Here is a 23106-nt window from a genome sequence, read left to right as displayed (position 1 = left end):
GGGCGTCGCGAAGTAACGATGATGACGGCATTTGTCACAGGCGTGACAGGACTGTTGTGTGTCGCAGCGGGCGGCACCGGAGCATGATCGGAACGTACCGCCCAGATCGGCGGGAAGTCTTCGAGGGGTGCCAACCATGTTCCGCAACATCAAGTTCATCGCCAGCTTCGCGCTTGCTGCCGCCATGCTCGGCGGCGTTCCCACGGCCGCCAGCGCCGCCGACAAGGAGCCGCCGGTCACACTCAACAAGTGCGCCGCCAGCTACGGCTCGGTCGCGCTGGTCGATGGCGATACGCAAGGCTGGACCAAGTACGGCCTGTCCTCCCCGCGCGAACTGATCGCGGCCCTCGCTACCGAATCCGGCTGCTTCACCATCCACAACACCGCAACCGGCAAGCCCGCCTCGTTCCTGATGAACGTGATCGCGGGCGACAAGGAAGAAGTCGACAAGTCGATCGAGACCGCCAAGGGCGTCGCGATGGAGGGCCTCGTCCGCTCGGGCGCGGCCAGCGGCCTGATGCGCGGCCTGCCCGGCGGCGCATCCATGCTCGGCATGTTCGGCGGTCTGGGCGGCAAAAAGAAGGTCGTCGCCGCCGGAATCAAGCTGATCAGCCCCTCCTCCGGCCAGACCGTCGCTTCAGGCGCGGGCGAGGTTAAGAAGACCTCGATCTCGTTCGGTGGCGCAGGCGGCACGATCGGTGCAGTCGCCAATGGCGCGACCGGCGCGGCCTACGCCAGCAGCAAGGACGGCCAGATGCTGATCGAAGCCTTCATCAAGGCGTTCAACGCGGTCTCGGCTCAGGGCCCCGCGCTTGCCTCGATGGCACCTGCCGCTGCGCCAGCCGCCGCCGCATCGGCTTCGGCCACCACCGCCGTCGATACCAAGATGCTCGGCAGCCCCGACGCCAAGTCGGCAAGTCTTCGCACCGTCCGGGCCGGTACCGCCCTCACCACCACCGGCCAGCGCAATGGCCTGTTTATCGAGGTCCAGGACAGCTTCGGCACCAAGGGCTGGGTCTCGGTCGAAGATCTGCGCTGACAACTGAACGGTTGCAAGCAGACCGCCCGGCGTGAAATGATTGCGCCGGGCGGTCTTGCCGCAGCCAGCGACATGCCGGGGGGCTACTGACTTGGGCGATCTCAATATTCTGTATGTCGAGGACGATCCCCGCGCCGCCGAAGCGGTCCGCGTCCTGCTGGCCAGCGATGGCGATCGCCTCGCCTGGGAGCAGACCGGCACTGGTGGTCTGCAGCGCGCCGGGGCCGAACCGTTCGACGTCATCATCCTCGACCGTATGCTGCCCGACATCGACGGCCTGACCATCGTCTCGCGCCTGCGCTCGGCAGGCGTCGGCACCCCCGTTCTGATGCTATCGGCACTTGGCCGCAGCGAAAACCGTATCGAAGGTCTCGATGCCGGCGTCGACGATTACCTTGCCAAGCCATACGAACCGCAGGAACTGGTCGCCCGCCTCCACGCGCTGCACCGGCGCTCGGCGGGCAAGGTCCACGGCGCGGTAATCATCTTCGGCAGCTTCGAATGTCACGTAAAGGCGCGCACCGCCTTCCGCAGTGGCCGGCACATCCCGCTGTCGCCGCGGGAATTCGCGCTGTTCCGCTATTTCATGGAGAACGCAGGCGAAACCGTTACGCGCGAAATGCTGCTGCGCGATGTGTGGAACATGAACTTCGATCCCCAGACCAACGTCGTCGATGTCAACATCGGACGCCTGCGCCGCAAGCTGGAAGAAGGCTTCACCGCCCCGGCGCTCGAAACGATCTGGGGCGCGGGATATCGCCTGACGAGAGGCGAATGAGCCCACGCTCTCACCGCACGCGTGGACGCTCGATCTTCGGACAGGTCACGGTCGCGTCGATCCTGATCGCAATGGTCGCCGTCGCCGTGCTGTTTGCGGTCACCACGATCACCATACGCGGCCAGACGCGCAACGCGCTGTCGGCCACGGTCTCGACCGACGTTGCCGGCCTGATCGACATCTATGCCACCGCGGGGCGCGCCGAACTGCTGCGCCGGATTGATGACCGGCAGGACGTCGTAAGCCTCGAAGGACGGCGCTCGCACTACCTCGTCGCCGACGGGGCAGGACGCAGGATTTCGGGCGATATCACCCGTTGGCCCGCACTTAGCGCTGCGCTGTCCGAAGAAGGCTATGTGACGCTGGCCGATGGCACGCAAGTCTACGCGCAAGGCGCGAAACTGGCCCCAGATCTGCAACTGCTGGTCGCGCGCGAATACGATCGCGATCACGCAGCCCTGCTGGTGCTGTCGGCCGTATTTCTTGGCGTAGGCGCGGGCATCGTGGGCGCAGTTGCGCTCGTCGCATGGGTGACCGCACGCCACCTCGCCCGGCGCATGGATGCGGTCAACGCCGCGCTCGGCGCAGCAGCAGACGGACGCGCGGCAAATTTCCCGACGCGCAGGCGGGGCGGCGACGAGATCGACGAAATGGCCAGCCACGGCGCGCGCCTGCTGGCGCGCCAGGCCCAGTTGCTCAAGGCCTACAAGCAGGTCTCCGAACACGTTGCGCACGAGGTCCGCACCCCGCTGATGCACCTCGACAGCCGCCTGGGCGAAGCCATGCGCGACCATCCCGAAGCCCCCGGCGGCCCGATCGGTGAATCGCGTGACGACATTCGCGGGATCACCTCGATGCTGGATTCGCTGCTCGATATCGCCTCTGCCGAAAGTCGCCGCGGTGAGCTGGCAGGCCTTGCCGAATTCGATCTCACCGCGCTCGTCACTTCCCTCGCCGATCTTTACGAGGACAGCGCTGAAGACGCGGGGCTAACCCTTGTCACCGCCATAGCCCCCGGCGTCACCTTGCTGGGCGAGCGGATGCAGATCACCCGCCTGCTCTCCAACCTGCTCGACAACGCGATCAAATACGTGCCCGAGGACGGCCAGATCCGCCTGACGCTGACCCATGGTCCGCGCATTGTCATCGAGGATGACGGCCCCGGCATACCGCACGACCAGCGCGATCGCATCTTCGAACGCTTCGTCCGCGCCACCGCCCCCGGTGACCGCCCCGGTCACGGACTGGGCCTCGCCCTGTCACGCGCCATCGCCGAACGCCACGGCCTTGTCCTGCGCCTCGGCGATGCCCCGCGCGGCGCACAATTCATCCTGGAGCCTGCCCCATGAAGCCATCCGCAACACTGCTCGCCTGCCTTGCCGCCTCACTTGCGGGCAGCTGCGCGATGAAGCCCACCGAAGCCCCTGCCGTCGCAATCACCTACGATCCGATGGAGCCGACCGGAGCCGTCGCGCAACTGTTGGCGCAAGCCGACGCAGCGCAGGACAATCCCCGCCGCCTCGGCCAGTATCTCGCCGCGCTCGATAGCCTCGGCGCCCATCCGGCCGAGGGCATTGCTGATCCGCTCGCAAGCTGGCGCGCCAAGGCAGAAATGCCGCAGACCCCGCCCTATCGTGGTCGCGTGCTCGGCCCAGCCTACAAATCCGGAATGCTGAACCCCGGCTCTACCGTCCGCCTGCCGCAACTGTTCGACGGCGGCCGCGCCGCGCGCGTTGCCGTCGCCACGCCCGGACAGGAAGGCCTCGACTTCACCGTGCTCGACGGCGAGGCAAAGCCGGTCTGCCCGCCCGCCAAGGCGCGCAACCGCCAGTGCACGTGGACCCCGCTCTACAGCGGCCGCTTCGAGATCGTCCTGCGCAATCCGACCGATGCCTCGGCAGGATACTACCTCGTGATCGACTGAGCGGGCGGCACCGGAACTCCAGTAAGCACCCCGCCGCTGACTTTCGCGACGCCCGAGAATGCAGCGCCTGAGACCTTCAGACGGCGCAAGTCGATGGCACTACCTGGACCGATCCCGGTGATGCGCACCGCCGGATAATCCAGCGGCTCGCCCAGCTGCGCCTTTGCCGGTAAGCCCGATGGCTCGACCAGCCAGGCATAAGTCCCAGCAGGTGCCATCAACCGCGCCATGCCATCGGCCTCGACCACCAACGACGCCTTCTCGTCGACACCCAGCCCAACCACCGTTCGCGAACCCGTCATCCGCACCTTGGCCAGAAACGCGATCAGCCGCCCCATCCGATTGCGGATCATGAAATGGGAGTCCGTGAATATCCGCTGCATGTGCGGCAGGTGCAGGAAATCGCCCACGACCGTGACCGCTGGCCCGACCGGATTGGCCAGCGCCTCGGGCGTAGTGATCCCGTCATCGCCGAACGCGCCGTAGCCGTTCCAGCCCATGATCGCCAACCCTGCGCTCGTGCCCCCGATCGGGCGATCCTTCGCCAGCCTGTCGATCAGCGCGGACAGCGGCGTGGCCTGCCAGAACCGGACATAGCGCGACTGATCACCCCCTGCCAGAAACACGCCATCGGCCTTCTCCAGCGCCGAAAGGATGCGCGGATCGTAAGCGGCCTTGCGGTCGTCGAACACGAACGTCTCGACCGAGGCAACCCCGCCAACGACGTTCATGAACTCCTCACCCAGTTCCGGCCCCTGCGACGCGCGCAGCAGCACGATGTGTCCGTGCCCCGCCTTGGCCGTAAACCACCGGAACGCGCCTAGGTCCCAGTCGCCGCCGCCCGACAGCAACAACCCCGGCGCGCGTTTACCCGGGGTCGGCGCGGCGCGATCGCCGATGAAATAGCGCGTATAGCCGTCGGGCGTGGCATGCGCGGCCAGCGGCATGAGCAGTGCCAGCAACGCGACCCATAGCCGCAAGATCATCGCGCCCGCTCCTTTAGCACGCGTGGCAAAGTCGCCCCCAGCACAGCCAGCATCTCGGGCGCATAGGCCGAACCGTTCGCCTCGAACTCGGCTTGCGCAATCCGCGCCGCCCCCTGCGCACCGAACAGCACCACCTCGTCGTCGAGCCGCACCTTGTCCTGCATGCCGGTCACATCCACCATCAGCGTGTTCATCGTCACCCGCCCGACGATCGGGAACCGCGCGGCCCCGATCAGCACTTCGCTGCGATTGCGCCCCTCAGCTGCAAACTCGGGCCGGTTGGCATGGCTGAAGCCGCGCCGGTAGCCGTCCGAATAGCCGAGCGGAATGTTCGCCAGCCAGCTCTCCCGCTCCAGCCGGTACGTCCGGTCATAGGCCACCGTCTGCCCCGCCGGGTAATGATTGACCGCAGCCACGCGCGACTTGATCGACATCGTCTGCACGAAGCGCTCTGTCTTGACCGACCCCGGATCGCCATAGATCGCCCCGCCGACGCGCACCATGTCGAGCCGCGTCGCCGGATGTTTCACCGTCGCGAACGTATTCGCGGTATGCCGCACCAGCCCCGCCGTCGTCAGACCCTCGCCCTGCAACCACGCCAGATCCTCGTGATACCGCGCAAGCTGGCCGAGGATATCGCCCTCTTCCTCGCTTGGATAATGCGTCATCGCGCCCACAATGTGCAGCGACGGATGCCCAAGCAAAGCACGTGCCTCGGCTTTGCCATAAGGCGTCGAGAGCTCGACCCCGTTGCGCGACATGCCGCCCGCGTTCAGCGCCAGATGCACCGGTAACCGCCGCTTGGGCGACCGTTTGCGCCACATCTGCTCCAGCCGCGCGGCCACCTCGGGATTGCCCACAGTCTCCTCGACCCCGAAGCGGAACCCGTCCTCCATTTCCTCGGACGTCGCCGTCCGGATGCGCAACAGCCGTCCGCGATAGCCCAGCGCACGTGCAACCCGCGCTTCCTCGTTCGAGGTGATTGCGACGTCGGTCACGCGCTTCGCAATGATCGAAGGGATCAACAACGCGATGCCATTGCCATAAGCATCGGCCTTCATCACCGCCGCCAGCCGTGCCGTCCCGATGTCGGCACGCACTGCATCGATATTGGCCTCGAAAGCCGCTGCATCCACCTCGATCCAGCCATTGCCCCGCGCGGCTTTAGCGGGGGTAAGCCCGTAGTTCGTCGACGACAGGATGGGTGCCGCCACCGCGCGACTGGCGGCCAAACTAACTAGCCCCGCCCCCCCACCCAGAAACGCCCGCCGCTGCATCACTGCACGCCCCGCCGCAGGAACCTGCCGGGATAGGACGCCATGGCCCCACTCTTGTCCGCCACGACCACGCCATTGACCATGACCATCGCCACGCCCTGCGCCATCGCACCCGGGGCTTCGACCGTGGCATTGTCGGTCACCGCGTCGGGATCGAACAGCACCAGATCCGCGCTGAAGCCCTTGCGGATCAGCCCGCGCCCCGCAATCCCGAGTTGCTCGGCGGTTTGCGCGGTCATCTTGTGGATCGCCTGCGCCAGCGTCAGCCGCTTCTGGTCACGCACATAGAGCCGCAGGATCTTGGCGAACGCGCCCGCGCCGCGCGGATGGCGCGATCCGATCATTCCGTCCGAACAGATCACGCTGTGGTCCCAGGCGATGAAGTCGGCCACGTCACGCGGGTCCATCGCGGTCCCGATCACCGCCTCGGCGCGGCCCTTGTCGGGGTTCGCCAGCTTCCACGCCTCGGCCACCTGGATCAGCGACAGATACGTCACTGCCGGGTCCTCACCCCGCGCCGCCGCCACTTGGGCAATCGTCTTGCCCACCAGCGACGGATCGGGCGCGTAAAACCCGAGCAACATGCCCTCGGGCGTGGTCAGGTGCTGCAAGGCATAGCGCGCCGCCGCCAGATCGGTGAAGTCGCGCTTGGGAAACAGCACGGTCAGCGTCGATTGCCAGTATTCGTATGGATAGACGTCCGCGGTCACCTTGATCCCGCGCGCGCGGGCCGCGTCGAGCTTGGCCAGCACCGCCTTTGCCCCGCCCCAGCGATCGACCAGCCCCAGCTTCATGTGCGAGACCTGCACCGGAATTCCGGTCTTCTCGCCAAGGTCGAGCAGTTCATCCAGCGCCGCGTCGAACGTCACGTCCTCGTTGCGCATGTGGCTGATGTAGCGTCCACCACCCGCCGCCGCCGTCCGCGCTAGCGACAGCAGCTCTTCATGGGCCGAATAGATCCCCGGATCGTACTCCAGCCCCGTCGAAAGTCCCAGCGACCCCGCCTCGATGTCGGCAGCCAGCAGCCCCTGCATCGTGGCAACTTCGGCAGCCGTTGCGGTGCGCTTGTAGTCCTTGCCCATCACCACGTCGCGCAAGTGCCCGTGCCCGGTGTACGACGCCACGTTGATCGCCGCCGGGCGCTGCGCAAACTTGCCCGCCAGCTCTGCAAACGCCCCCGCGCTCTCGCCATCCTGCCCGATGACGATCGTCGTCACCCCTTGCGCCAGCAGCAGCGGCATCGAGCGGTCGGCGTAGTCGCCGCGATCGTGGTGGCTGTGCGCATCGATGAATCCGGGCGCGAGCACCAGCCCATCGCCCGCAATCACCCCCTCGCCCTTGCGTGGCCTCAGCTTGCCGACAGCAACGATGCGATCACCGTCCACCCTGACCGACGCCTGCCTGCCCGCCGCGCCCGACCCGTCGTACACCGTCGCTCCGGTGATCAGCGTCGATGCCAGCGCCGGATTAGCCAGCAACACGGCAACAAGGCTCACAAACCCGAGCCGCTTCGATTTCAGGTTGCGCACAAGAAGTCCTCCTGCGCCCAACTGAAATCGTCACATCGCGCAATGCAAGCGCACGTCCGTCGTCAACAGATCCTAACCCGCTGGCATCAATCCCAAAATTTTTGTTGTGATCAGCTCAGGAAACCGCCCAGCCGCTGCCTGACGATCGCCTCTGCGTCGCCGATGATCCGCTCGATCAACTCAGCGCAGGTCGGCACGTCGTGGATCAACCCCTGCACCATGCCCGCCCAGAACACGCCCTGCGACATGTCGCCTGTCTCGAGCAACTGCTTGCCCGCGCGCCCGTTGACCAGTTCGGCCACGTCCTCGAACTTCGCATCGGGCTGCGCCAGACGGCGCACGACCTCTTCCGAAACCGCGCTGCGCCCCACCCGCGCAGTGTTCTTGAAGTTGCGGAAGATCAGGAAACTGCCGCGCTCGTCGTTGTCCAAGTAGGCCTGCTTCACATTGTCGTGGATCGGCGCCTCGACCGTCGCGCAGAACCGCGTGCCCATGTTGATGCCTTCCGCGCCAAGCGAAAGCGCCGCAACCAGCCCGCGCCCGTCGCCGAATCCGCCCGAGGCCAGCAGGGGTATCTTCACCTGGTCCGCCGCCGCCGGAATCAGGATCAGGCCCGGAATATCGTCCTCACCCGGATGCCCTGCGCATTCGAAGCCGTCGATCGAAACGATGTCGCAGCCCGCGCGCTCTGCCGACAGCGCGTGGCGCACGGCGGTGCACTTGTGCAGCACCGTCACGCCATGGGGCTTCACCATCTCCCAGATCTCGCGCACGGCTTGCGTGCCGGCGGTTTCAAGGATCTTGACCCCGCTGTCGATGATCGCCTGCGCATAAGCCTTGTAGTCGGGCGAATTGATCGTCGGGAACACGGTCATGTTGACCCCGAACGGCTTGGACGTCAGCGCCCGCGTCCGCTCGATTTCCTCGCGCAGTTTGTCGGGCGTTGGCTGCGTCAGCGCGGTGATGATGCCAAGCCCTCCCGCTTCGGACACCGCCGCCGCCAGCTCTGCATAGCCGACATTCATCATGCCGCCTTGCACGATCGGATGCTCGATCCCGAGCATCTGCGTAATCCGTGTCGTGAACGCCATGCCGCTTCTCCCCAAACCTTAACTGGTCGGCTAAACCGGCATCAAAGTCTTGGCAAGCGTCACGCCTCACAAAATATCGTACCCCTCGCCCAGCCCGGCTCTCAGCTTCTCCAGCGCCTGCGCCTTCAGCTGGTGTACGCGCGGGATGCTTACGCCCAACACTTCGGCGATCTCGGCAAGGTTGAGTTCCTCGACGAAATAGAGCTGGATGATCATCTGCAACCGCTCGGGCAATTCGCCGATCGCCCCCGCCACCGCCCCGCGCATTTCCTGATCGGCGAGCACCTCGAAGCTGTCGGGGCGATCGTCGGCGAAGGCACTGTTGCTGTCCGAATAGGCCTCGTCGATGTGTTCGAAGCGCATCGGCTCATCTGCGGCGCGCTGATCGCCCAGCTCACGCTCGCTCAAGCCCATCGCGGCTGCAAGTTCCGCGTCGTTGGGCGGCCGGCCAAGTTCCGCCGTCAGCGTCGAAGTTTTCTCGCGCAAGGCCCGCCGTCGCTCGGTGGCCGAGCGCGACAACGGCGTCGAGCGTCGCACCAGATCGACCATCGCCCCGCGTACGCGCAGCTTGGCGTAAGCCGCAAAACCGTCTTCGGTCGGCCCCGAATGGCGCTGTGCACATTCGGTCAGCGCGACAAGGCCAGACTGGATCAGGTCCTCCATCTCGATGCCCGAGCGGCCCGACCCGTGGACGTGCCACGCCAGCCGCTTCACCATCGGCAGAAACCTGCGGATGCGGTCGGCGGCCTCGTCCTTGCGATAGGCCTGTGCGGCGGCAAACCCGCGCGGATCGTGTTTCATGCAGCTATTCCCTCAAGAGTCGGGACTGGTTGTTCGGGCGCTTCGCCACCGATCACTTCGATCACCTCGATCGGCTGTGATGGCGGCAGTTCGGATATTGACAGCACCAGGCATTGCGGCGCGCGCAGGCGCAGCAATGCGGCGAGCGGACGCCGCGCACGCGGCTGAACGATCAGCGCGATCGGCGGCGCTCCTGGCCCGCGTTCGGCAATTATCCCAGTGATGCGCTCGCCGATGCCACGCGCCAGATCGGGCTCGATCACGGGCTGCCCGGTCGCAGGATCGTGCATTCCGCCAACGATCATCTGCTCCAGCCCCGCTTCGAGCGTGACCACCGGCAGCCGGTCGGCGGCCATGCAGATGCGCCCGACGATCATCTCGCCAAGATCGGCACGCAGCATGTCCACCAGCCGTTCGTGATCGGTCGTCTGCTGCAGTGCCTGGCTCAGCGCCGACAGGATCGGCAGCGGATGCGCGATGGAGATGCCGTCATCCAGCAGCGCGTGGAACAGGCGGGTGAGCGCGCCCAACGACATGGGCTGCGGGTGGATCGTCTCGACCAGTCCGGCTGACCGCTCCTTGACCGCATCGAGAATCGCCTTGACCTCGTCCGGCCCCAGCAGTGCCGATGGCCGGTCGCCCAGTACCTGATTGATGTGCGTCGCGATGACCGTGCTAGCATCGACCGTCAGGAAGCCCTCGGCGATGGCAAGGTCGCGCTGCGCCGCCTCGATCCAGATCGCAGGACAGCCGAAACTCGGGTCGCGGGTCTTTTCGCCGCGCAAGCCGTGGTCGGCGCTGGCCTCGCCAGCGTCGATTGCCAGTACCTTGTCGGGGCGCATTTCGGCAATGCCGATGGGCACGCCGCCCAGCAGGATGCGGTAGGAGTTGGGGCCGAGTTCGAGCGAGTCTCGCACCCGGAACTGCGGCACGATGAAGCCGAACTGCTGGCTCAACTGCTTGCGCACCCCGGTGATCCGCGCGACCAGCGGCGACCCGCGCCGCTCATCGACCAGATGGATCAGGCCATAGCCCATCTCGACCGTGACCAGTGTTTGGTCGCTGACCTCGTCGAGCAGGATGCGGCCCGGATCGACCGCTTCCACTGCTTCGATCACGACCGGGACAGGACGGGCAGCACGCTTCTTCAGCGTCCACCACAGCCAGCCCGAAAGCCCGGCGGCGGGCATGAAAACAGTCTGCGGCATCGCCGGGATCACCGCGACGGCGCTCATCACGATCGTCACCGGCAACCAGATGGCGGGATTGGAAAACTGCCCGCTGATCTGTCCGGTCAGGTTGCGGCTGTCCGAAACCCGCGTGACGATGACGGCAGCCGCGATCGACAGCAGCAGCGAGGGTACCTGCGCCACCAGCGCGTCGCCCACCGCCAACGTGATATAGAACTGCGCCGATTGGGCGGCGGTCAGCCCGTGAGTGATCATGCCCAGGCAGAAGCCCGCGATGATGTTGACCCCCAGGATCAGCAACGCGGCAATCGCGTCGCCCTTCACGAACTTGGACGAACCATCCATCGAACCGTAGAAATCGGCCTCTGTCGCCACTTCACGGCGGCGTGCCTTGGCCTCGTCGCCGGTCATCAGGCCCGCCGCCAGATCGGCGTCGATCGCCATCTGCTTGCCGGGCAAGGCATCGAGTGTGAACCGCGCCGAAACTTCCGACACGCGCCCGGCGCCCTTGGTCACCACGATCATGTTGATGATCATCAGGATCATGAACACGAACAGGCCGACCGCGAAGTTGCCGCCGATCAGGAACTCGCCGAACGCCTCGATCACATGGCCTGCAGCCGCGCCGCCTTCGTGGCCGTTGACCAGCACGATGCGCGTCGATGCCACGTTGAGCGCGAGCCGCAGCAGCGTTGCGAACAGCAGCACGGAAGGGAAAGAGGAGAAATCCAGCGGCTTTTCCGCGTTCATCGCCGCCATCAGGATCGCGACCGAAAGCGCGATGTTCAGCACGAAGAACACGTCGAGCATGAACGCCGGGATCGGCACGACCATCAGCACGATCAGCGTCAGGACACCGGCGGGCAGGGCAAAGGCGGCAGGATTGCCGAGGCGCTTGAGCATCGCTTAGAGCCCCAGCGCCGAGAGGCGGCCATAGGCCTGGCGGACATGTGCAGGAACCGCGCCACCATTGTTCAATGAAAATGCCTGGCGCAGCGTGTCGGCCATCGAGGTGGCCGGAACCGGCACCGCATTGCCGCTTCCGGCAGCCGCGTGCTGGAATTCCTGCGCGATCGGGCCGCCGGCGAACCGGGGCTGCATCGCTCCGGGCGAAGCGCCCATCGAGGCCGCCCATTGCAATACGTCGTCGCTGCTCGCGCCCTCGTTCGCACCCGCCATTCGCGAACGGATGACCCCCATGACATCGCCGACCGAGCGCACATTGCCGCTCGCGTCATAAAACGTGGATCGATTGGCCGCCGCTGCAGCAGGCAGTATCCCTGCTGCGCTTTGTGCGGGATCGTTGCCTAATGCGATCAGGAACTTGGCCGCACCGTCGGCACCGAAGAAGTGCGCCAAATACAACTCGGCATGATCTGGCTGGCGGCCCAATACGCCCGAGAGGTACGCGCTGTTGTCGTTGGCAAGCTCACCCGCCATCAGCGCGGAGACCTGCGGATCGAAGCGCATTGCCAGCAATTGCTGGCGTGCAGCGGGATCGCGGACCGATCCGCCCTGGATCATCTCGCTCGCCCAGCCGAGGCCGTGGTCGACACCATGCTTGTCGAGCGTGCGCAGCCAGGTATCGCCGGTGAACTGGTACAACCCGCTGGCGCTCGACGTCCGCGCACGAGCGCTCGGGTCAAGGCTCGATTCGAGCTTGGCCTGCGCCATCAGGTAATTGAAGTCGGCGCCGGTCGCCTGCGCCGCGCCTGCAATCGCGCCACGCACGTCAGCCCGCGAACCGCTCGGTACTACCGGGCGGGCGGGGACCTTGGGAATACCGGTAACGTCGTAGGAGCTCACGCTTCATCCCTTCCGGTCGCACGATGGCGACTTCACGGAAGGTGTTCAGCAAGGCCCGTGCCAAATGGCTCAGGCTGTCCGAAGTCTGTGGACCTGCGCATTGGCGCGGTACAGCGGGGTGGTGCCGGTCAGCGCATCAAGGCGCGATGAAACATTGGCCGCGATCAGGTTGCGCACGCGGCGGTTCGCCTCGTTCAGGCGGCGCGCGGAATCGAGCAGACCCCGGCATTCCTCGTCGATCAGATCACTGTCCACATCGGCCAGCGTACCGCACAGCGCGGCCTTGTTCGACGCGCAGCCCATGATCACGTCCAGGTCCAGCCCGGCAAGTGCATGCCGTTCCTCTTGCAGCACGGCAAGCATCTGCCGAAGCTGATCGCGAAGATCGGTGGCGGTTTCCGGGCGGACAGCGGACAGGGTTGTCATCAGGAGGCGTTCCTCAGCAGCATTCCGGCAGCAATCATGGCGTCAGCGATCTTGGCGGGGACAACCGGATAGGTGCCCCTCTCGATCGCCTGCCGGATGACCTGCACCCGCTCTGCATCGACAGGAGGCTTGGCTCCGGCATCCAGCGCAGACGATCGCTCGACTTGCGCAGCAGAACCGGCATCAGTGACCGCAGGGCCTTGCGTTTCGACTTTGGCAACGACCGGGGCGGGGGTGGCTGCAGGCTTGACCTGAACCGCACCGACCGGCCGTGATGCACCGATTTCAAATGGCGACATGGTGACGCTCCTCGCGTTTCATGCATCCAAGAACGGCGCTTTGAAGTGGCCTTTAAGGGGCAATACGGAAAATTTTTGCCGGGTCGGATGGCAAACCGGCAACCGTCATCAATCGACGGGCACGACCACCAGCCCCGGACGCGTAATCTGTGCGCGCATTGTGGTCGCCTTGGCACTGGTTCGCACCCGGATCCACGCGCCGACAGCGCCCGCTTCCATCGCCTCACCCGATTGCGAAACCGAAAAGCCGTCACCCTCGACAGCGATGGTCACGGCCTCGCCTCGTGCCACCGCAGGCGGCTCGGCCGGGGCAGTGCCTTGCCGGACATTGCCGGATACGGCAACGAACAGCCGCCAGCCACCGGCATCGGGGCACTGCACTAGAACATTGTCCTGCCGCGCGCCGTACCATGACAGGCTCAGCTCCGAACGACACGGAGACAGCCGCATGCGCCGATCGACCGGCAGGTTCGCCCCGCCCGGACGGCCGATCCCGGCGCCGGTAAAGCGCGCCACCGCATCGTCGATCGCGACAAGATCGTGGAAGCCCGAGACCTGCGCCACAGCCGCCGGGGCCAAAGTGCAAGCGCCAAGAGCGACGATGATAGATAGGGTTTTCATCAAGAGACTGTCCGCATCATGGAGATTGTGATCTCCAGCAACGCAATCATCGTGCCAAGGCGGCCAGCTCGCTCGCATACGTCAGCGAGACGCTCGCGCCGGTCCGCGCGCCCGGTTCGACCAGGATGCGCGCGTCGCGTGCCCTCGCTCCACCCGCCGCCACCAGCTGTGCCGCCTGCGCCATCGCCGCCTCGCGCCCGCCGCCGTCACCGCCAGCGCCAGCGCCAGCGCCATAACGCACCACGACGCTCACCTCCAGCCGCGAGTCCGCCCCCACTTGCCCCAGCCAGTCCGCAAGCGGCGGCGCATCACGCCCCGCGCTCCACACCGCCACTGGCTCGGCTCGCATTGCAGCGGCAATCGGCGGCAATGGCGGAGGCGGCGGCAGCGCAGCCTTCGGCCCGCCCGCCTGCGCCAAGGCAGAGGCGGTGACCATGAACAGGATCAAGGAAAGGTCGGCCAGCGCATATTGCCAGCCGGTCCCGGTACGCACGATCATGCGTGGATCTTTTCGCGCAAGGCCCCGGACGCGCGCAACGGCTGCACCTTGTGCGGCAACGACGGCTCCAGCTGTGCCGAGAGCCAGTCGATCACGTCCTGCCGCCCCTGCTCCTCGGCCAAGGCGTGGCGCTCGACCATGCGCGCGAGTGGCGCAAGCAATAGATTGGCGAACAGCAACCCGTAGAGCGTCGTCACCACCGCCATGCCGATCGCACCGTTGAGCGCGCCGGAGTTGATCCCTGCTTCCGGCAGTCGGCTGAGCGATACCAGCGTACCCACCATGCCGAAAACCGGCCCCAGCTCGGCGGCCTGCGCCAGCGTGCGCACCGCGATGTTGGCCTGAGTCATGCGATGCTTGCGGTGCGCGTGATGGCGGTCGATCAGTGGATCGATCGAGCGTAGCCGGATCATCGCGTCGGTCGCCTCGTCGAACTCCCTGTCGCCGATCGCGCGCGGACTGGCGCGCAGCACCCCGTCCTTGCGGATCGCGTTGACCTGCGCAGCAAGCCCGGCCTTCGATTGCTCGGCTGAAAAGACCGGAGCGAACAGCCCCGCAAGCGCCCGCCCGGTCGTTGCCAGCTCGCGCGGGCCTGACCGCAGCACCGTGGCAAGCGCGGTCCCGCCCACCACGATGGTGGCGGACATGCCGTCGATCAACGGGCTGAATTCCATGGGGCAAAGCACTCCTTGCACCAAAGAACGGTCCGATCCGGCATATATTCAGCCCCCCGCGCCTGCAAATTGCCGCCCCCCGGCAAACACTTGCCGCAGCTCAGCACGATCCCAGGGCAATCCCGCTGAATCCGCCACTTGGCACGCCCCTTGCTGAAACATCGGCAGCAATCCCTCTGGCAACCCCAAAGGCATGAAACGATGAGTGAGTCCCTGTTCGGTATCCATGGCAAGGCGCTGGAACTGCGCTCGCAGCGCATGGGCCTGCTGACGTCCAACATCGCGAACGCAGCGACCCCCGGCTACAAGGCCAAGGACATCGATTTCGCCGCCGCGCTGAAAGCCAGCAATAACGGCGCGAGCACCGATCAGGCGCTGACCTCGGCCACCCGCTACCGCGTGCCGGTCATGCCCAGCCTCGATGGCAACACGGTCGAGATGTCGACCGAGCAGACTGCCTTTGCCGAAAACGCAGTGGGCTATTCGGCCACGCTCAACTTCCTGCGCGGGCGGGTCGAAACACTCACCCGCGCGATCAAGGGCGAATAAGCCATGCCGACCCAAGCTCCCCTCACCCTGTTCCAGGTCACCGGTCGCGCGATGTCGGCGCAGCTCGTGCGGATGAACGCTGCGGCATCGAACCTTGCCAACGCGGGCACTGTCACCTCGTCCGAGGCCGAAGCCTACCGCCCGTTGCGCGCGGTCTTCGCCGAACAGCTCGATCAGGCCAACGGCCTGTCCACCGTGCGCGTCTCTAGCGTCCAGCGCTCCGACGCCACGCCGATCCGCCAGCACGATCCCGGTCACCCCCTGGCCGACGAGAACGGCGATGTGTGGACCGCCCCGGTCGATGAAAACGCCGAGATGGTCGAGATGCTCGAAAGCTCGCGTCAGTATCAGAACGTGGTCGAGGCCATGCAGACCGCCAAGCAGCTGATGCTTGAAACGATGAGGATGAAATGATGTCGATTGCTTCTGTAACCGCAACCACCGGCGTCAACGGTGCCAAGACATCCGACAAGGCCGGACAGGGCTGGGGCAACCTCGGCGCCGAGGACTTCGTCAAGCTGCTCACCACGCAGCTCAACAACCAGGACCCTACCGATCCGGTCGACAACTCACAGATGCTCGCCCAGCTCGCGCAGTTCTCCTCGCTCTCGACCCAGAACGACATGAAGGACTCGCTCGGCAAGATCTCGGCGCAAGGCGACACACTCGCGCAGATCTCGGCCAAGCTCGACACGCTGAACAGCACGGTCGCCAAGCTCACCTCAACTTCCGCCACCCCGGCCTGATCAGGAGTTCCAAACCATGTCCTTCTATACCTCGCTCAACGGCCTCAAGAACGCGCAGACCGATCTCGGCGTGATCAGCCACAACATAGCCAACGCCGAGACTACAGGCTTCAAGAAGAGCCGCACCGAATTTGCCGACATCGTCGTCGGCAGCGCCTTCACCAACCCCAAGCTGGTCGTCGGCATCGGCGCTGCGGTGGAATCGATCAGCCAGAACTTCGCACTCGGGCCGATCGAGCAGACCGGTTCCGCGCTCGACCTCGCCATCAACGGCGATGGCTTTTTCACCACCAAGAACGTCGTCACCGGCCAGACCCTGTTTACCCGCAACGGCAGCCTTACGGTCGATGGCAGCGGTCATATCGGTGATGGTTCGGGCAACCGCCTGCAGGTCTTCCCGACAGACGCGACTGGCACGATCACCTCGGCCACGCCGACGGACGCGGTGATTCCTGCCACCAACGGCAACGATGCCAGCGGCAACCCGATCGAATTTGCAGGCATCACTGTGGGCGACGATGGCGCGGTAACCGCGTCCTATGCCGATGGCTCGAACCTGATCATCGGCAAGGTCGCGCTCGCCAGCTTCATCGCGCCTCAGGGCCTCAAGCAGGTCGGTTCATCCAACTGGGTCACGACCGGCATTTCGGGAGCCGCCAGCTACGGCCAGCCCAGCACCGGCCAGTACGGCTCGCTGCTCTCGGGCGCGCTCGAACGCTCGAACGTCGACATCGCCGAAGAACTGGTCAGCCTGATCACCGCGCAGCGCAACTTTCAGGCAAACGCCAAGGCGATCGATACCGCCACGCAGATCTCGCAGACCGTGATCCAGCTGCAGAACTGATCGCGCACCTAACCTGAAAGCCGTGCCATGGACCGCCTGATCTACACTGCCTATTCCGGCATGACCGGATCGACCGTGCGCCAGCGCGTGATCGCCAGCAACATGGCCAATGCCCAGACCATCGGGTTTCGCGCCGAGATGCTGACGACCACGCCGATGACACTGAAAGGTCCCAGCCTCGAAGCCCGCGCCATGACCGATGGCGAAGTGCGCGGCGCTTCGATGGCGCAAGGCTCGCTGATCGAGACGGGCAATCCGCTCGACGTCTCGCTGACCGGCGACACGATGCTTTCGCTTCAGGCGGAAGACGGATCGGAAGTCTATTCGCGGCGTGGCGACCTTGCGATCAGTGCAGGCGGCGTGCTCCAGAACGGCGATGGCCGCCCGGTTATCGGCGAAGGCGGGCCGATCACCGTGCCGCTCGGGTCCAGGGTCACGATCTCGGCGGACGGCGGCGTCAGCGTTGCCAATCCCGAAAACCCTGCCCAGCCGCCGCAGTTGGTCGGGCGGATCAAGATCGCCTCGACCACCGGCAGCCGCATCGAAAAGGGCCTCGACGGCCTATTCCGCGTCAGCGGCGGCGGCGTCCTGCCGCAGGACGAAGAAGCCAAGCTGGCGGTTGGCAGCCTCGAACAGTCCAACGTCGATCCCACCCGCATTCTGGTCGAGATGGTCGAGGCCCAGCGCCTGTTCGACATCCGCACCAAGGTCGTCGGTCAGGCCAAGGAAATCGATGAATCCAGCGCCTCGCTGATGCGCATCTCCTGATCCCCGGAAAGGTAAGCCCCCATGCCAAGTTCAGCCCTCCACGTCGCCCGCACTGGCCTCGAAGCGCAGGACACGCGGATGCGCGTGATCGCCAACAACCTCGCCAATATCGGCACGACCGGGTTCAAGCGCGACCGCGCCAACTTCGCCACGCTCGCCTATCAGGACACCCGCGTTGCCGGGCAGCAGTCCTCGAACGAAACTGCTTATGCGACCGGCCTGAACCTGGGCACCGGCGTCGCGCTTCAGGCGACCACGCGGATCGACACGCAGGGCACGCTGCAGACCACCGGCAACGCGCTCGACCTCGCGCTTGATGGCGACGGCTATTTTCAGGTGACGATGCCGGGCGGCCAGCTCGGCTATACCCGTGCAGGCAACTTCAGCCGCTCGGCCGAAGGCACGCTGGTCACCGCACAAGGCTACCCGCTCAACCCCGCGATCACCGTGCCAGAAGGCGCCAGCGCGATCACCATCTCGCAGGACGGCACCGTCTCGGCCACGGTCGCCGGAACCACCGAGCCGACCGAGTTGGGGCAAGTGACCATCGCCAGCTTCGCCAACCCCGGCGGCCTGCGTTCCATGGGTGACAATTTCCTTCAGGAGACCGCAGCCTCAGGCGCGGCACAAGTCGGCGTCGCGGGCGAACAGGGGCGCGGCCACATCCAGCAGGGCTACCTTGAATCCTCCAACGTCAACGTCGTCGAGGAACTGGTCGACATGATCGAGGCGCAGCGCGCCTACGAGATCAATTCCAAGGTGATCTCGGCGGTCGACGAAATGCTCCAGAACGCCAACCAGACCCTGTGATTGTCATGACCACCCCGTTCGAACGCTATTTCGAAAACCGCTCGATCCCCGCCGGTCGCCGCCGCACAAGCGCGATCCGCGCATTGCTTGCAGGCACGCTGGCAACCGCCGCGGTGCTCTTTCTGGGCGATCCGGCCAATGCCGCGCGGCCCAAGCCCGGCTTTGAGCCCGCGCTGCCGCAAGCCCCTGCCGCCGTATCGGTCGCCCCTCCTACGGCAGGGTCGATCTTCAACGCGAGCGCTGGCTATGCTGGCTTCGTCGAGGGCCGCCGCGCCCGCGCAGTCGGCGATCCGCTGACCGTCGTGCTGATCGAAAATCTGACCACCGCCAAGACCGCCGGAGCCAAGACGCAGAAGTCCGGTCAGTTCTCGATCACCCCGCCAACTTCGGGTCCGCTGTCGTTCCTCAACCCCAATGCCCTTAAAGCTTCGGGCGGTTCGTCGTTCAATGGTCAGGGGAATGCCTCGCAGACGAGCACGCTCGCCGGTGAGGTCGCAGTGACGATCGCAGAAGTACGGTCCAACGGCACGGCTCTTGTCCGGGGGGAGAAGCGCATGATGCTCAGCCAGGGCCAGGAATGGGTGCAGTTTTCAGGGATCGTGCGCCTCGGCGACATCGACCAGGAAAACCGCATCCTTTCCACCCAGATCGCGGATGCGCGCGTCGAATACACCGGGAACGGCTCGGTCGGACGCGCGAGCCGCGAAGGCTGGCTGAGCAAGTTCTTCAATGCGATTTCGCCCTTCTAAGGTGTTGCAGATGTTCTCGCGGTTCTTTCTTTCCCTGGTCCTCGCCATCGCGATGGTCGCCCCCGCGCCCGCCATGGCCGAACGCGTGCGCGATCTCGGCGAGTTTCAGGGCGTGCGCGCCAACCAACTCACCGGCTACGGCGTGGTGGTCGGCCTTGCCGGGACCGGCGACGACAATCTCGAATACCTGACGCAGGCGATGAAGGGCACCGCAGGACGTCTTGGCGTACAATTGCCCGCTGGCGTCTCGCCCGGCCTCAAGAATGCCGCCGCCGTCGTCATCACCGCCGATCTTCCCGCTTTTGCCAAGCCCGGCCAGCGCATCGACGTCACCATCTCCACAATCGGCAAGGCCAAGTCCCTGCGCGGCGGCGCGCTGATCATGGCGCCGCTCTATGGCGCGGACGGCCAGATCTACGCGATGGCGCAGGGCAACCTTGCGGTCGGCGGCCTCGGCATCACCGCGCGCGATGGCTCGCAGCTCACCGTCAACGTCCCCACCGTCGGCCGCATCGCCGAAGGGGCCAGCGTCGAACGCGCCGTATCTTCGGGCTTCGACAGCGGTGAAGTGCTGCGCTGGAACCTGTTCGAGGCAGACTTCCTGACGGTCCAGCGCGTGCGCGACGCGATCAACACCCGCTTCCCGCAGTCCGCCACGATCGAAGACGGCGTGACCCTCGCGCTGCGCCTGCCCGCAGGTGCGGATTCGCGCGCCACGGCGATGGCCTCGATCGAAATGCTCGAGATCACCCCGGCCGAAACCGCCGCGCGCGTGATCATCAACAGCCGCACCGGCACGGTCGTCATCAACAGCGCGGTGCGCCTCTCGCCAGCCGCGATCAGCCACGGCAAGCTCGTCGTCAAGATCGACGAGAAGAGCCAGGTTTCGCAGCCCGGTCCGCTGTCCCGCGGCCAGACGGCCGTCACCCCCGCCAGCCAGATCGACGTGCAGGAAAAGGACGCCAAGGTCGCGCTGTTCAAGCCGGGGGCATCGCTGTCCTCGCTGGTCGACGCGCTCAACAAGCTCGGCACCAGCCCGTCCGATCTCGTCGCAATCCTCGAAGCGTTGAAGCAGGCCGGCGCGCTCAAGGCCGAAATGGTGGTGATATGAGTACTGTCGCCGCAACCCCTGCACCCACGCTGTCGCTCAAGCCCAAGGTCGCGACCGACCGCGAAAAGCTCAGCCAGGCAGCCAAGCAGTTCGAAGCGATCTTCGTCCGCCAGATGCTCGCCAGCGCGCGTGCCACCGATTTCGGTGGCAAAGGCGTGTTCGGCGAGATGGACCAGACGTTCGTCCAGATGCGCGATGATCGTTTCGCCGAGATCGCGTCGCAGACCGGTGCGCTGGGCCTTGCCAAGCAGATCGAGAACCATCTTGCCGCGCAGCTTCGCCCCGAAGCACCTGCTGCGAAAGGCAAATAAGCCATGGCCTCCGATCTCATGTCGATCGCCCGCAGCGGCGTCCAGGCCGCCCGCATCGGTCTGGACGTTACTGCGCAGAACATCGCCAATGCCTCGTCCGAAGGCTATGTCCGTCGCTCGGTCAGCCTTGCCGAAGTCGCCTCGACCGGCGGCGCCTACCGCGTCGGCGACCTGTCGTTGTCGGGCGTGCGGCTGGATGGGATCACCCGCAACGCGGATGCATTTCGCCAAGCCGAGGTCCGCCGCACCGGCTCGGACGTCGCGCGCGCCACCTCCGAGGTCTCCGGCCTGCGCAACATCGAATCCGCGATCGAACAGTCGGGCGTTTACGACGCCATCGTCGGCTTCGAAGCCTCGCTCCAGCGCCTGACGCAAGACCCGGTCGACACCTCGCTGCGCGCCTCGGTCATCGAAAAGGCGCGGACCATGGTCGGCACTTTCCAGATCGCCGCGCAGGAAATGGATGCGGCCGGCGAAGGCATGCAGTTCCTCGCCAGCGACGGCGTCACCCAGACCAACCGCATCGCGCAGGAACTGGCCCGCACCAATACCCGGCTGTCGCGCGCGTCGGACGCCAGCAGCGACAAGACCGCCCTGCTCGACCAGCGCGACAAGCTGCTCCAGCAACTCAGCGAATACGGCAACATCGCCACGACCTTCGCCACCGATGGCACTGTCGCGGTCAAGCTCGGCGGCGCTACCGGTCCAGACCTCGTCACCGGCGGCACGGCCGCGACGCTGGCCATGACGACCGCCACCAACGGCACGATCAGCTTTTCTGTCGGCACCTCGGCGCTTACCCTGTCGGGCGGCTCGCTCTCGGGCAACCAGCTTGGCCTCAACAAACTCGCCCAGCTCAAGCTCGACGTCGACGGCCTTGCCGAAGACATCGTCGACAAGTTCAATCAAGCACAAGGCACCGGCGCGGACCTCGACGGCGCGCCCGGTGCGCCGATGTTCTCGGGCACCACTGCCGCCGGAATGCAGCTAAGCGTCGAGAACGTGCGCAAGCTCGCCACCGCCCCGCTCGGCAGCCTTGCGGGCAGCCGCGATTCCGGCAACCTGACCAACATCCGCAACACCATGTCCGCGCTCAACCCCGCCAGCGGCATGGACCAGATCCTGTTCGACGTCTCGGGCACACTCGCCGGACGCAACGTAACGCTCGGCGCACTGCAGACCATCGCCGGCACCGCGAAGGTCGCCCTGTCCGCGCAATCGGGCGTCGATCTTGACGCCGAAGCCGTCAGCCTGATCCGCTACCAGCAGGCCTTCCAGGCCTCGGGCAAGGTCATGCAGACCGCCTCCGATATCTTCGACACCCTTCTGGGGATTGGATAAACTGCCATGAGCACGATCTACGGCACCTCGACATCGGCCTTCTACGACCGCTCGCTGATGGACCTCACCGCCTTGCGCAAGCAGGCCGAGGACCTGCAGTCCGACATGTCGTCGGGCCAGCGTCTGCAACGCTCGTCGGATGATCCCGTGGCAGCCTCGCGCCTCCGCTCGCTCGCTCGCGCCGATGCGATGGATCAGATCGACGTGGCAGCAACCAACAAGGTCAGCTCCGACCTGACCCTAACCGACGACACGCTCTCGGGTTTTGCAAACTACGTCACACGCCTGCAGGAACTGACCACGCAGGCCGCCTCCTCGACGCTCAGCACCAGCCAGCGTGCCGGTATCGGCGCGGAAATCGCGCAGATCCACGGCAACCTCGTCGCGCTCGCCAACACCCGCGACGGCTCGGGCCGCGCGCTGTTCGGCGGCGAAAGCGTCGGCGCGGCCTACAGCGTCGATGCTGCGGGCAACACCAACTACGAGGGCACCGCTACTGCCGGCACCGTCTCGCTCGGCGATGGCCAGAGCGTGTCGCGCGGCATCACCGGCCCGGAATTCCTCAAGTTCAAGTCCGGCAACACCGACATCGACCTGCTCGCCTTCACCAAGGGGCTGGCCGACGCGCTGCAATCGGGCACCGGCGGTGCCAGCACGGCCAACGCCGCGTTGACCGCGTTAAGCGATGGTCTTGAATCGATCACCACCGCACAGACCGTGATCGGCTCACGGATCAACTGGATCGATCTCAACTCCGAGCGCCGCGTGACCCTGTCTGAAATGCGCACGGATGAGCAATCGCAAGTCGGCGGCACCGACCTCACCGCCTCGATCGCACGACTGCAGAACACCATGCTCGTGCTCGAAGCCAGCCAGGCCAGCTTCTCCAAGCTCGCCAACCTGACGTTGTTCAGCCAGCTGCATTGAGCCGGCGCGA

27 protein-coding genes are annotated in these 23106 nt (G+C 65.8%); 15 read left to right on the top strand and 12 right to left on the bottom strand.

The genetic code is table 11. The features are described 5' to 3' along the window. Positions 1-136: 136 nt before the first annotated feature. From GGQ88_RS15660 to GGQ88_RS15645, 4 genes are all read left to right on the top strand, one after another. Positions 137-1039, top strand: a complete 903-nt coding sequence (locus GGQ88_RS15660) for an SH3 domain-containing protein (RefSeq protein WP_246386098.1) — start codon at positions 137-139, stop codon at positions 1037-1039. A gap of 91 nt (positions 1040-1130) precedes the next feature. Then, entirely contained in the window at positions 1131-1817 is a 687-nt protein-coding gene (locus tag GGQ88_RS15655) for a response regulator transcription factor (protein ID WP_183614386.1), read from the top strand. Then, positions 1814-3166, top strand: coding sequence for a sensor histidine kinase (locus tag GGQ88_RS15650; RefSeq protein ID WP_183614385.1), 1353 nt, complete (start codon positions 1814-1816; stop codon positions 3164-3166). Before GGQ88_RS15655 ends, GGQ88_RS15650 begins: the two co-directional genes overlap by 4 nt. Beyond that, positions 3163-3741, top strand: a complete 579-nt coding sequence (locus GGQ88_RS15645) for a hypothetical protein (protein WP_183614384.1) — start codon at positions 3163-3165, stop codon at positions 3739-3741. Before GGQ88_RS15650 ends, GGQ88_RS15645 begins: the two co-directional genes overlap by 4 nt. Here GGQ88_RS15645 and GGQ88_RS15640 read toward each other — a convergent pair. From GGQ88_RS15640 to GGQ88_RS15585, 12 genes are all read right to left on the bottom strand, one after another. Beyond that, positions 3723-4727, bottom strand: coding sequence for a cyanophycinase (locus GGQ88_RS15640; RefSeq protein WP_183614383.1), 1005 nt, complete (start codon positions 4725-4727; stop codon positions 3723-3725). The genes GGQ88_RS15645 and GGQ88_RS15640 overlap by 19 nt on opposite strands. Further along, a complete protein-coding gene (gene alr / locus GGQ88_RS15635) occupies positions 4724-5941 on the bottom strand; it encodes an alanine racemase (RefSeq protein WP_183614382.1) in 1218 nt (405 codons plus the stop codon). Before alr ends, GGQ88_RS15640 begins: the two co-directional genes overlap by 4 nt. 62 nt (positions 5942-6003) lie before the next feature. Further along, the gene (locus GGQ88_RS15630; protein WP_221214706.1) at positions 6004-7533 is read right to left on the bottom strand and encodes an amidohydrolase family protein; all 1530 of its coding nucleotides are present in this window, start codon (positions 7531-7533) and stop codon (positions 6004-6006) included. 110 nt (positions 7534-7643) lie between these two features. Then, positions 7644-8624: an NAD(P)H-dependent flavin oxidoreductase gene (locus tag GGQ88_RS15625; protein WP_183614381.1), complete on the bottom strand. Its 981-nt coding sequence runs from the start codon at positions 8622-8624 to the stop codon at positions 7644-7646. Between the two features lie 66 nt (positions 8625-8690). After that, the gene (locus GGQ88_RS15620; protein ID WP_183614380.1) at positions 8691-9425 is read right to left on the bottom strand and encodes a sigma-70 family RNA polymerase sigma factor; all 735 of its coding nucleotides are present in this window, start codon (positions 9423-9425) and stop codon (positions 8691-8693) included. Continuing rightward, entirely contained in the window at positions 9422-11518 is a 2097-nt protein-coding gene (locus GGQ88_RS15615; protein ID WP_183614379.1) for a flagellar biosynthesis protein FlhA, read from the bottom strand. The genes GGQ88_RS15620 and GGQ88_RS15615 overlap by 4 nt, the downstream gene beginning before the upstream one ends. Positions 11519-11521: 3 nt before the next feature. After that, positions 11522-12421, bottom strand: coding sequence for a lytic transglycosylase domain-containing protein (locus GGQ88_RS15610; protein ID WP_343057237.1), 900 nt, complete (start codon positions 12419-12421; stop codon positions 11522-11524). Between the two features lie 69 nt (positions 12422-12490). Continuing rightward, positions 12491-12847 (bottom strand): flagellar protein FlgN, encoded by a 357-nt coding sequence (locus GGQ88_RS15605; protein ID WP_246386095.1) that lies wholly within the window; start codon positions 12845-12847, stop codon positions 12491-12493. After that, positions 12847-13146 (bottom strand): flagellar biosynthesis anti-sigma factor FlgM, encoded by a 300-nt coding sequence (flgM, locus tag GGQ88_RS15600; RefSeq protein WP_183614378.1) that lies wholly within the window; start codon positions 13144-13146, stop codon positions 12847-12849. The genes GGQ88_RS15605 and flgM overlap by 1 nt, the downstream gene beginning before the upstream one ends. Before the next feature lie 108 nt (positions 13147-13254). Continuing rightward, a complete protein-coding gene (locus GGQ88_RS15595; RefSeq protein ID WP_183614377.1) occupies positions 13255-13767 on the bottom strand; it encodes a flagella basal body P-ring formation protein FlgA in 513 nt (170 codons plus the stop codon). 46 nt (positions 13768-13813) lie between these two features. After that, positions 13814-14266 carry a hypothetical protein gene (locus tag GGQ88_RS15590; protein WP_183614376.1) on the bottom strand — a complete coding sequence of 151 codons (453 nt, stop codon included), beginning with the start codon at positions 14264-14266 and terminating at the stop codon, positions 13814-13816. Then, the gene (locus tag GGQ88_RS15585) at positions 14263-14940 is read right to left on the bottom strand and encodes a MotA/TolQ/ExbB proton channel family protein (protein WP_183614375.1); all 678 of its coding nucleotides are present in this window, start codon (positions 14938-14940) and stop codon (positions 14263-14265) included. Before GGQ88_RS15585 ends, GGQ88_RS15590 begins: the two co-directional genes overlap by 4 nt. Positions 14941-15141: 201 nt before the next feature. On the opposite strand from GGQ88_RS15585, the gene flgB reads away from it, so the two are divergent. Genes flgB through GGQ88_RS15530 form a run of 11 tightly spaced genes read left to right on the top strand, consistent with a single transcriptional unit; the run spans position 15142 to position 23096 of the window. After that, positions 15142-15489 carry a flagellar basal body rod protein FlgB gene (gene flgB, locus GGQ88_RS15580; protein WP_183614374.1) on the top strand — a complete coding sequence of 116 codons (348 nt, stop codon included), beginning with the start codon at positions 15142-15144 and terminating at the stop codon, positions 15487-15489. Between the two features lie 3 nt (positions 15490-15492). Next, positions 15493-15903: a flagellar basal body rod protein FlgC gene (gene flgC, locus GGQ88_RS15575; protein ID WP_183614373.1), complete on the top strand. Its 411-nt coding sequence runs from the start codon at positions 15493-15495 to the stop codon at positions 15901-15903. Continuing rightward, positions 15900-16235: a flagellar hook assembly protein FlgD gene (locus GGQ88_RS15570; protein ID WP_246386091.1), complete on the top strand. Its 336-nt coding sequence runs from the start codon at positions 15900-15902 to the stop codon at positions 16233-16235. Before flgC ends, GGQ88_RS15570 begins: the two co-directional genes overlap by 4 nt. A gap of 16 nt (positions 16236-16251) precedes the next feature. Beyond that, positions 16252-17079, top strand: a complete 828-nt coding sequence (locus GGQ88_RS15565; RefSeq protein WP_183614371.1) for a flagellar hook-basal body complex protein — start codon at positions 16252-16254, stop codon at positions 17077-17079. 27 nt (positions 17080-17106) lie between these two features. After that, positions 17107-17847 carry a flagellar basal body rod protein FlgF gene (locus GGQ88_RS15560; RefSeq protein WP_183614370.1) on the top strand — a complete coding sequence of 247 codons (741 nt, stop codon included), beginning with the start codon at positions 17107-17109 and terminating at the stop codon, positions 17845-17847. 21 nt (positions 17848-17868) lie between these two features. After that, positions 17869-18657, top strand: coding sequence for a flagellar basal-body rod protein FlgG (gene flgG, locus GGQ88_RS15555; protein ID WP_183614369.1), 789 nt, complete (start codon positions 17869-17871; stop codon positions 18655-18657). 5 nt (positions 18658-18662) lie between these two features. Continuing rightward, positions 18663-19406 carry a flagellar basal body L-ring protein FlgH gene (locus GGQ88_RS15550; RefSeq protein WP_183614368.1) on the top strand — a complete coding sequence of 248 codons (744 nt, stop codon included), beginning with the start codon at positions 18663-18665 and terminating at the stop codon, positions 19404-19406. A gap of 10 nt (positions 19407-19416) precedes the next feature. Then, complete coding sequence (locus GGQ88_RS15545; protein ID WP_183614367.1) at positions 19417-20517, top strand: flagellar basal body P-ring protein FlgI; 1101 nt, start codon at positions 19417-19419, stop codon at positions 20515-20517. Beyond that, positions 20514-20828 (top strand): flagellar biosynthesis protein FlgJ, encoded by a 315-nt coding sequence (locus tag GGQ88_RS15540; protein WP_183614366.1) that lies wholly within the window; start codon positions 20514-20516, stop codon positions 20826-20828. Before GGQ88_RS15545 ends, GGQ88_RS15540 begins: the two co-directional genes overlap by 4 nt. 3 nt (positions 20829-20831) lie before the next feature. After that, positions 20832-22169 carry a flagellar hook-associated protein FlgK gene (flgK, locus tag GGQ88_RS15535; RefSeq protein ID WP_183614365.1) on the top strand — a complete coding sequence of 446 codons (1338 nt, stop codon included), beginning with the start codon at positions 20832-20834 and terminating at the stop codon, positions 22167-22169. Positions 22170-22175: 6 nt separating this feature from the next. After that, complete coding sequence (locus GGQ88_RS15530; protein WP_183614364.1) at positions 22176-23096, top strand: flagellin N-terminal helical domain-containing protein; 921 nt, start codon at positions 22176-22178, stop codon at positions 23094-23096. Positions 23097-23106: the final 10 nt, after the last annotated feature.

It is taken from the genome of Novosphingobium hassiacum, from assembly GCF_014196055.1.
GTDB lineage: Bacteria > Pseudomonadota > Alphaproteobacteria > Sphingomonadales > Sphingomonadaceae > Novosphingobium > Novosphingobium hassiacum.
Note: the sequence above shows the minus strand (reverse complement) of the source record. Positions and strands in the feature narration are given on the sequence as shown.

What these genes read in the sequence shown, in the direction of transcription:
- GGQ88_RS15550 (WP_183614368.1), top strand. Translation starts at nt 18,663, where the DNA reads ATGACCACCCCGTTCGAACGCTATTTCGAAAACCGCTCGATCCCCGCC.
- GGQ88_RS15530 (WP_183614364.1), top strand. Translation starts at nt 22,176, where the DNA reads ATGAGCACGATCTACGGCACCTCGACATCGGCCTTCTACGACCGCTCG.
- GGQ88_RS15565 (WP_183614371.1), top strand. Translation starts at nt 16,252, where the DNA reads ATGTCCTTCTATACCTCGCTCAACGGCCTCAAGAACGCGCAGACCGAT.
- flgC (WP_183614373.1), top strand. Translation starts at nt 15,493, where the DNA reads ATGCCGACCCAAGCTCCCCTCACCCTGTTCCAGGTCACCGGTCGCGCG.
- GGQ88_RS15625 (WP_183614381.1), bottom strand. Translation starts at nt 8,624, where the DNA reads ATGGCGTTCACGACACGGATTACGCAGATGCTCGGGATCGAGCATCCG.
- GGQ88_RS15615 (WP_183614379.1), bottom strand. Translation starts at nt 11,518, where the DNA reads ATGCTCAAGCGCCTCGGCAATCCTGCCGCCTTTGCCCTGCCCGCCGGT.
- GGQ88_RS15570 (WP_246386091.1), top strand. Translation starts at nt 15,900, where the DNA reads ATGATGTCGATTGCTTCTGTAACCGCAACCACCGGCGTCAACGGTGCC.
- GGQ88_RS15620 (WP_183614380.1), bottom strand. Translation starts at nt 9,425, where the DNA reads ATGAAACACGATCCGCGCGGGTTTGCCGCCGCACAGGCCTATCGCAAG.
- flgG (WP_183614369.1), top strand. Translation starts at nt 17,869, where the DNA reads ATGCCAAGTTCAGCCCTCCACGTCGCCCGCACTGGCCTCGAAGCGCAG.
- GGQ88_RS15645 (WP_183614384.1), top strand. Translation starts at nt 3,163, where the DNA reads ATGAAGCCATCCGCAACACTGCTCGCCTGCCTTGCCGCCTCACTTGCG.
- flgM (WP_183614378.1), bottom strand. Translation starts at nt 13,146, where the DNA reads ATGTCGCCATTTGAAATCGGTGCATCACGGCCGGTCGGTGCGGTTCAG.
- GGQ88_RS15590 (WP_183614376.1), bottom strand. Translation starts at nt 14,266, where the DNA reads ATGATCGTGCGTACCGGGACCGGCTGGCAATATGCGCTGGCCGACCTT.
- GGQ88_RS15540 (WP_183614366.1), top strand. Translation starts at nt 20,514, where the DNA reads ATGAGTACTGTCGCCGCAACCCCTGCACCCACGCTGTCGCTCAAGCCC.
- GGQ88_RS15640 (WP_183614383.1), bottom strand. Translation starts at nt 4,727, where the DNA reads ATGATCTTGCGGCTATGGGTCGCGTTGCTGGCACTGCTCATGCCGCTG.
- GGQ88_RS15560 (WP_183614370.1), top strand. Translation starts at nt 17,107, where the DNA reads ATGGACCGCCTGATCTACACTGCCTATTCCGGCATGACCGGATCGACC.
- GGQ88_RS15585 (WP_183614375.1), bottom strand. Translation starts at nt 14,940, where the DNA reads ATGGAATTCAGCCCGTTGATCGACGGCATGTCCGCCACCATCGTGGTG.
- GGQ88_RS15650 (WP_183614385.1), top strand. Translation starts at nt 1,814, where the DNA reads ATGAGCCCACGCTCTCACCGCACGCGTGGACGCTCGATCTTCGGACAG.
- GGQ88_RS15605 (WP_246386095.1), bottom strand. Translation starts at nt 12,847, where the DNA reads ATGACAACCCTGTCCGCTGTCCGCCCGGAAACCGCCACCGATCTTCGC.
- GGQ88_RS15660 (WP_246386098.1), top strand. Translation starts at nt 137, where the DNA reads ATGTTCCGCAACATCAAGTTCATCGCCAGCTTCGCGCTTGCTGCCGCC.
- GGQ88_RS15595 (WP_183614377.1), bottom strand. Translation starts at nt 13,767, where the DNA reads ATGAAAACCCTATCTATCATCGTCGCTCTTGGCGCTTGCACTTTGGCC.
- GGQ88_RS15545 (WP_183614367.1), top strand. Translation starts at nt 19,417, where the DNA reads ATGTTCTCGCGGTTCTTTCTTTCCCTGGTCCTCGCCATCGCGATGGTC.
- flgK (WP_183614365.1), top strand. Translation starts at nt 20,832, where the DNA reads ATGGCCTCCGATCTCATGTCGATCGCCCGCAGCGGCGTCCAGGCCGCC.
- flgB (WP_183614374.1), top strand. Translation starts at nt 15,142, where the DNA reads ATGAGTGAGTCCCTGTTCGGTATCCATGGCAAGGCGCTGGAACTGCGC.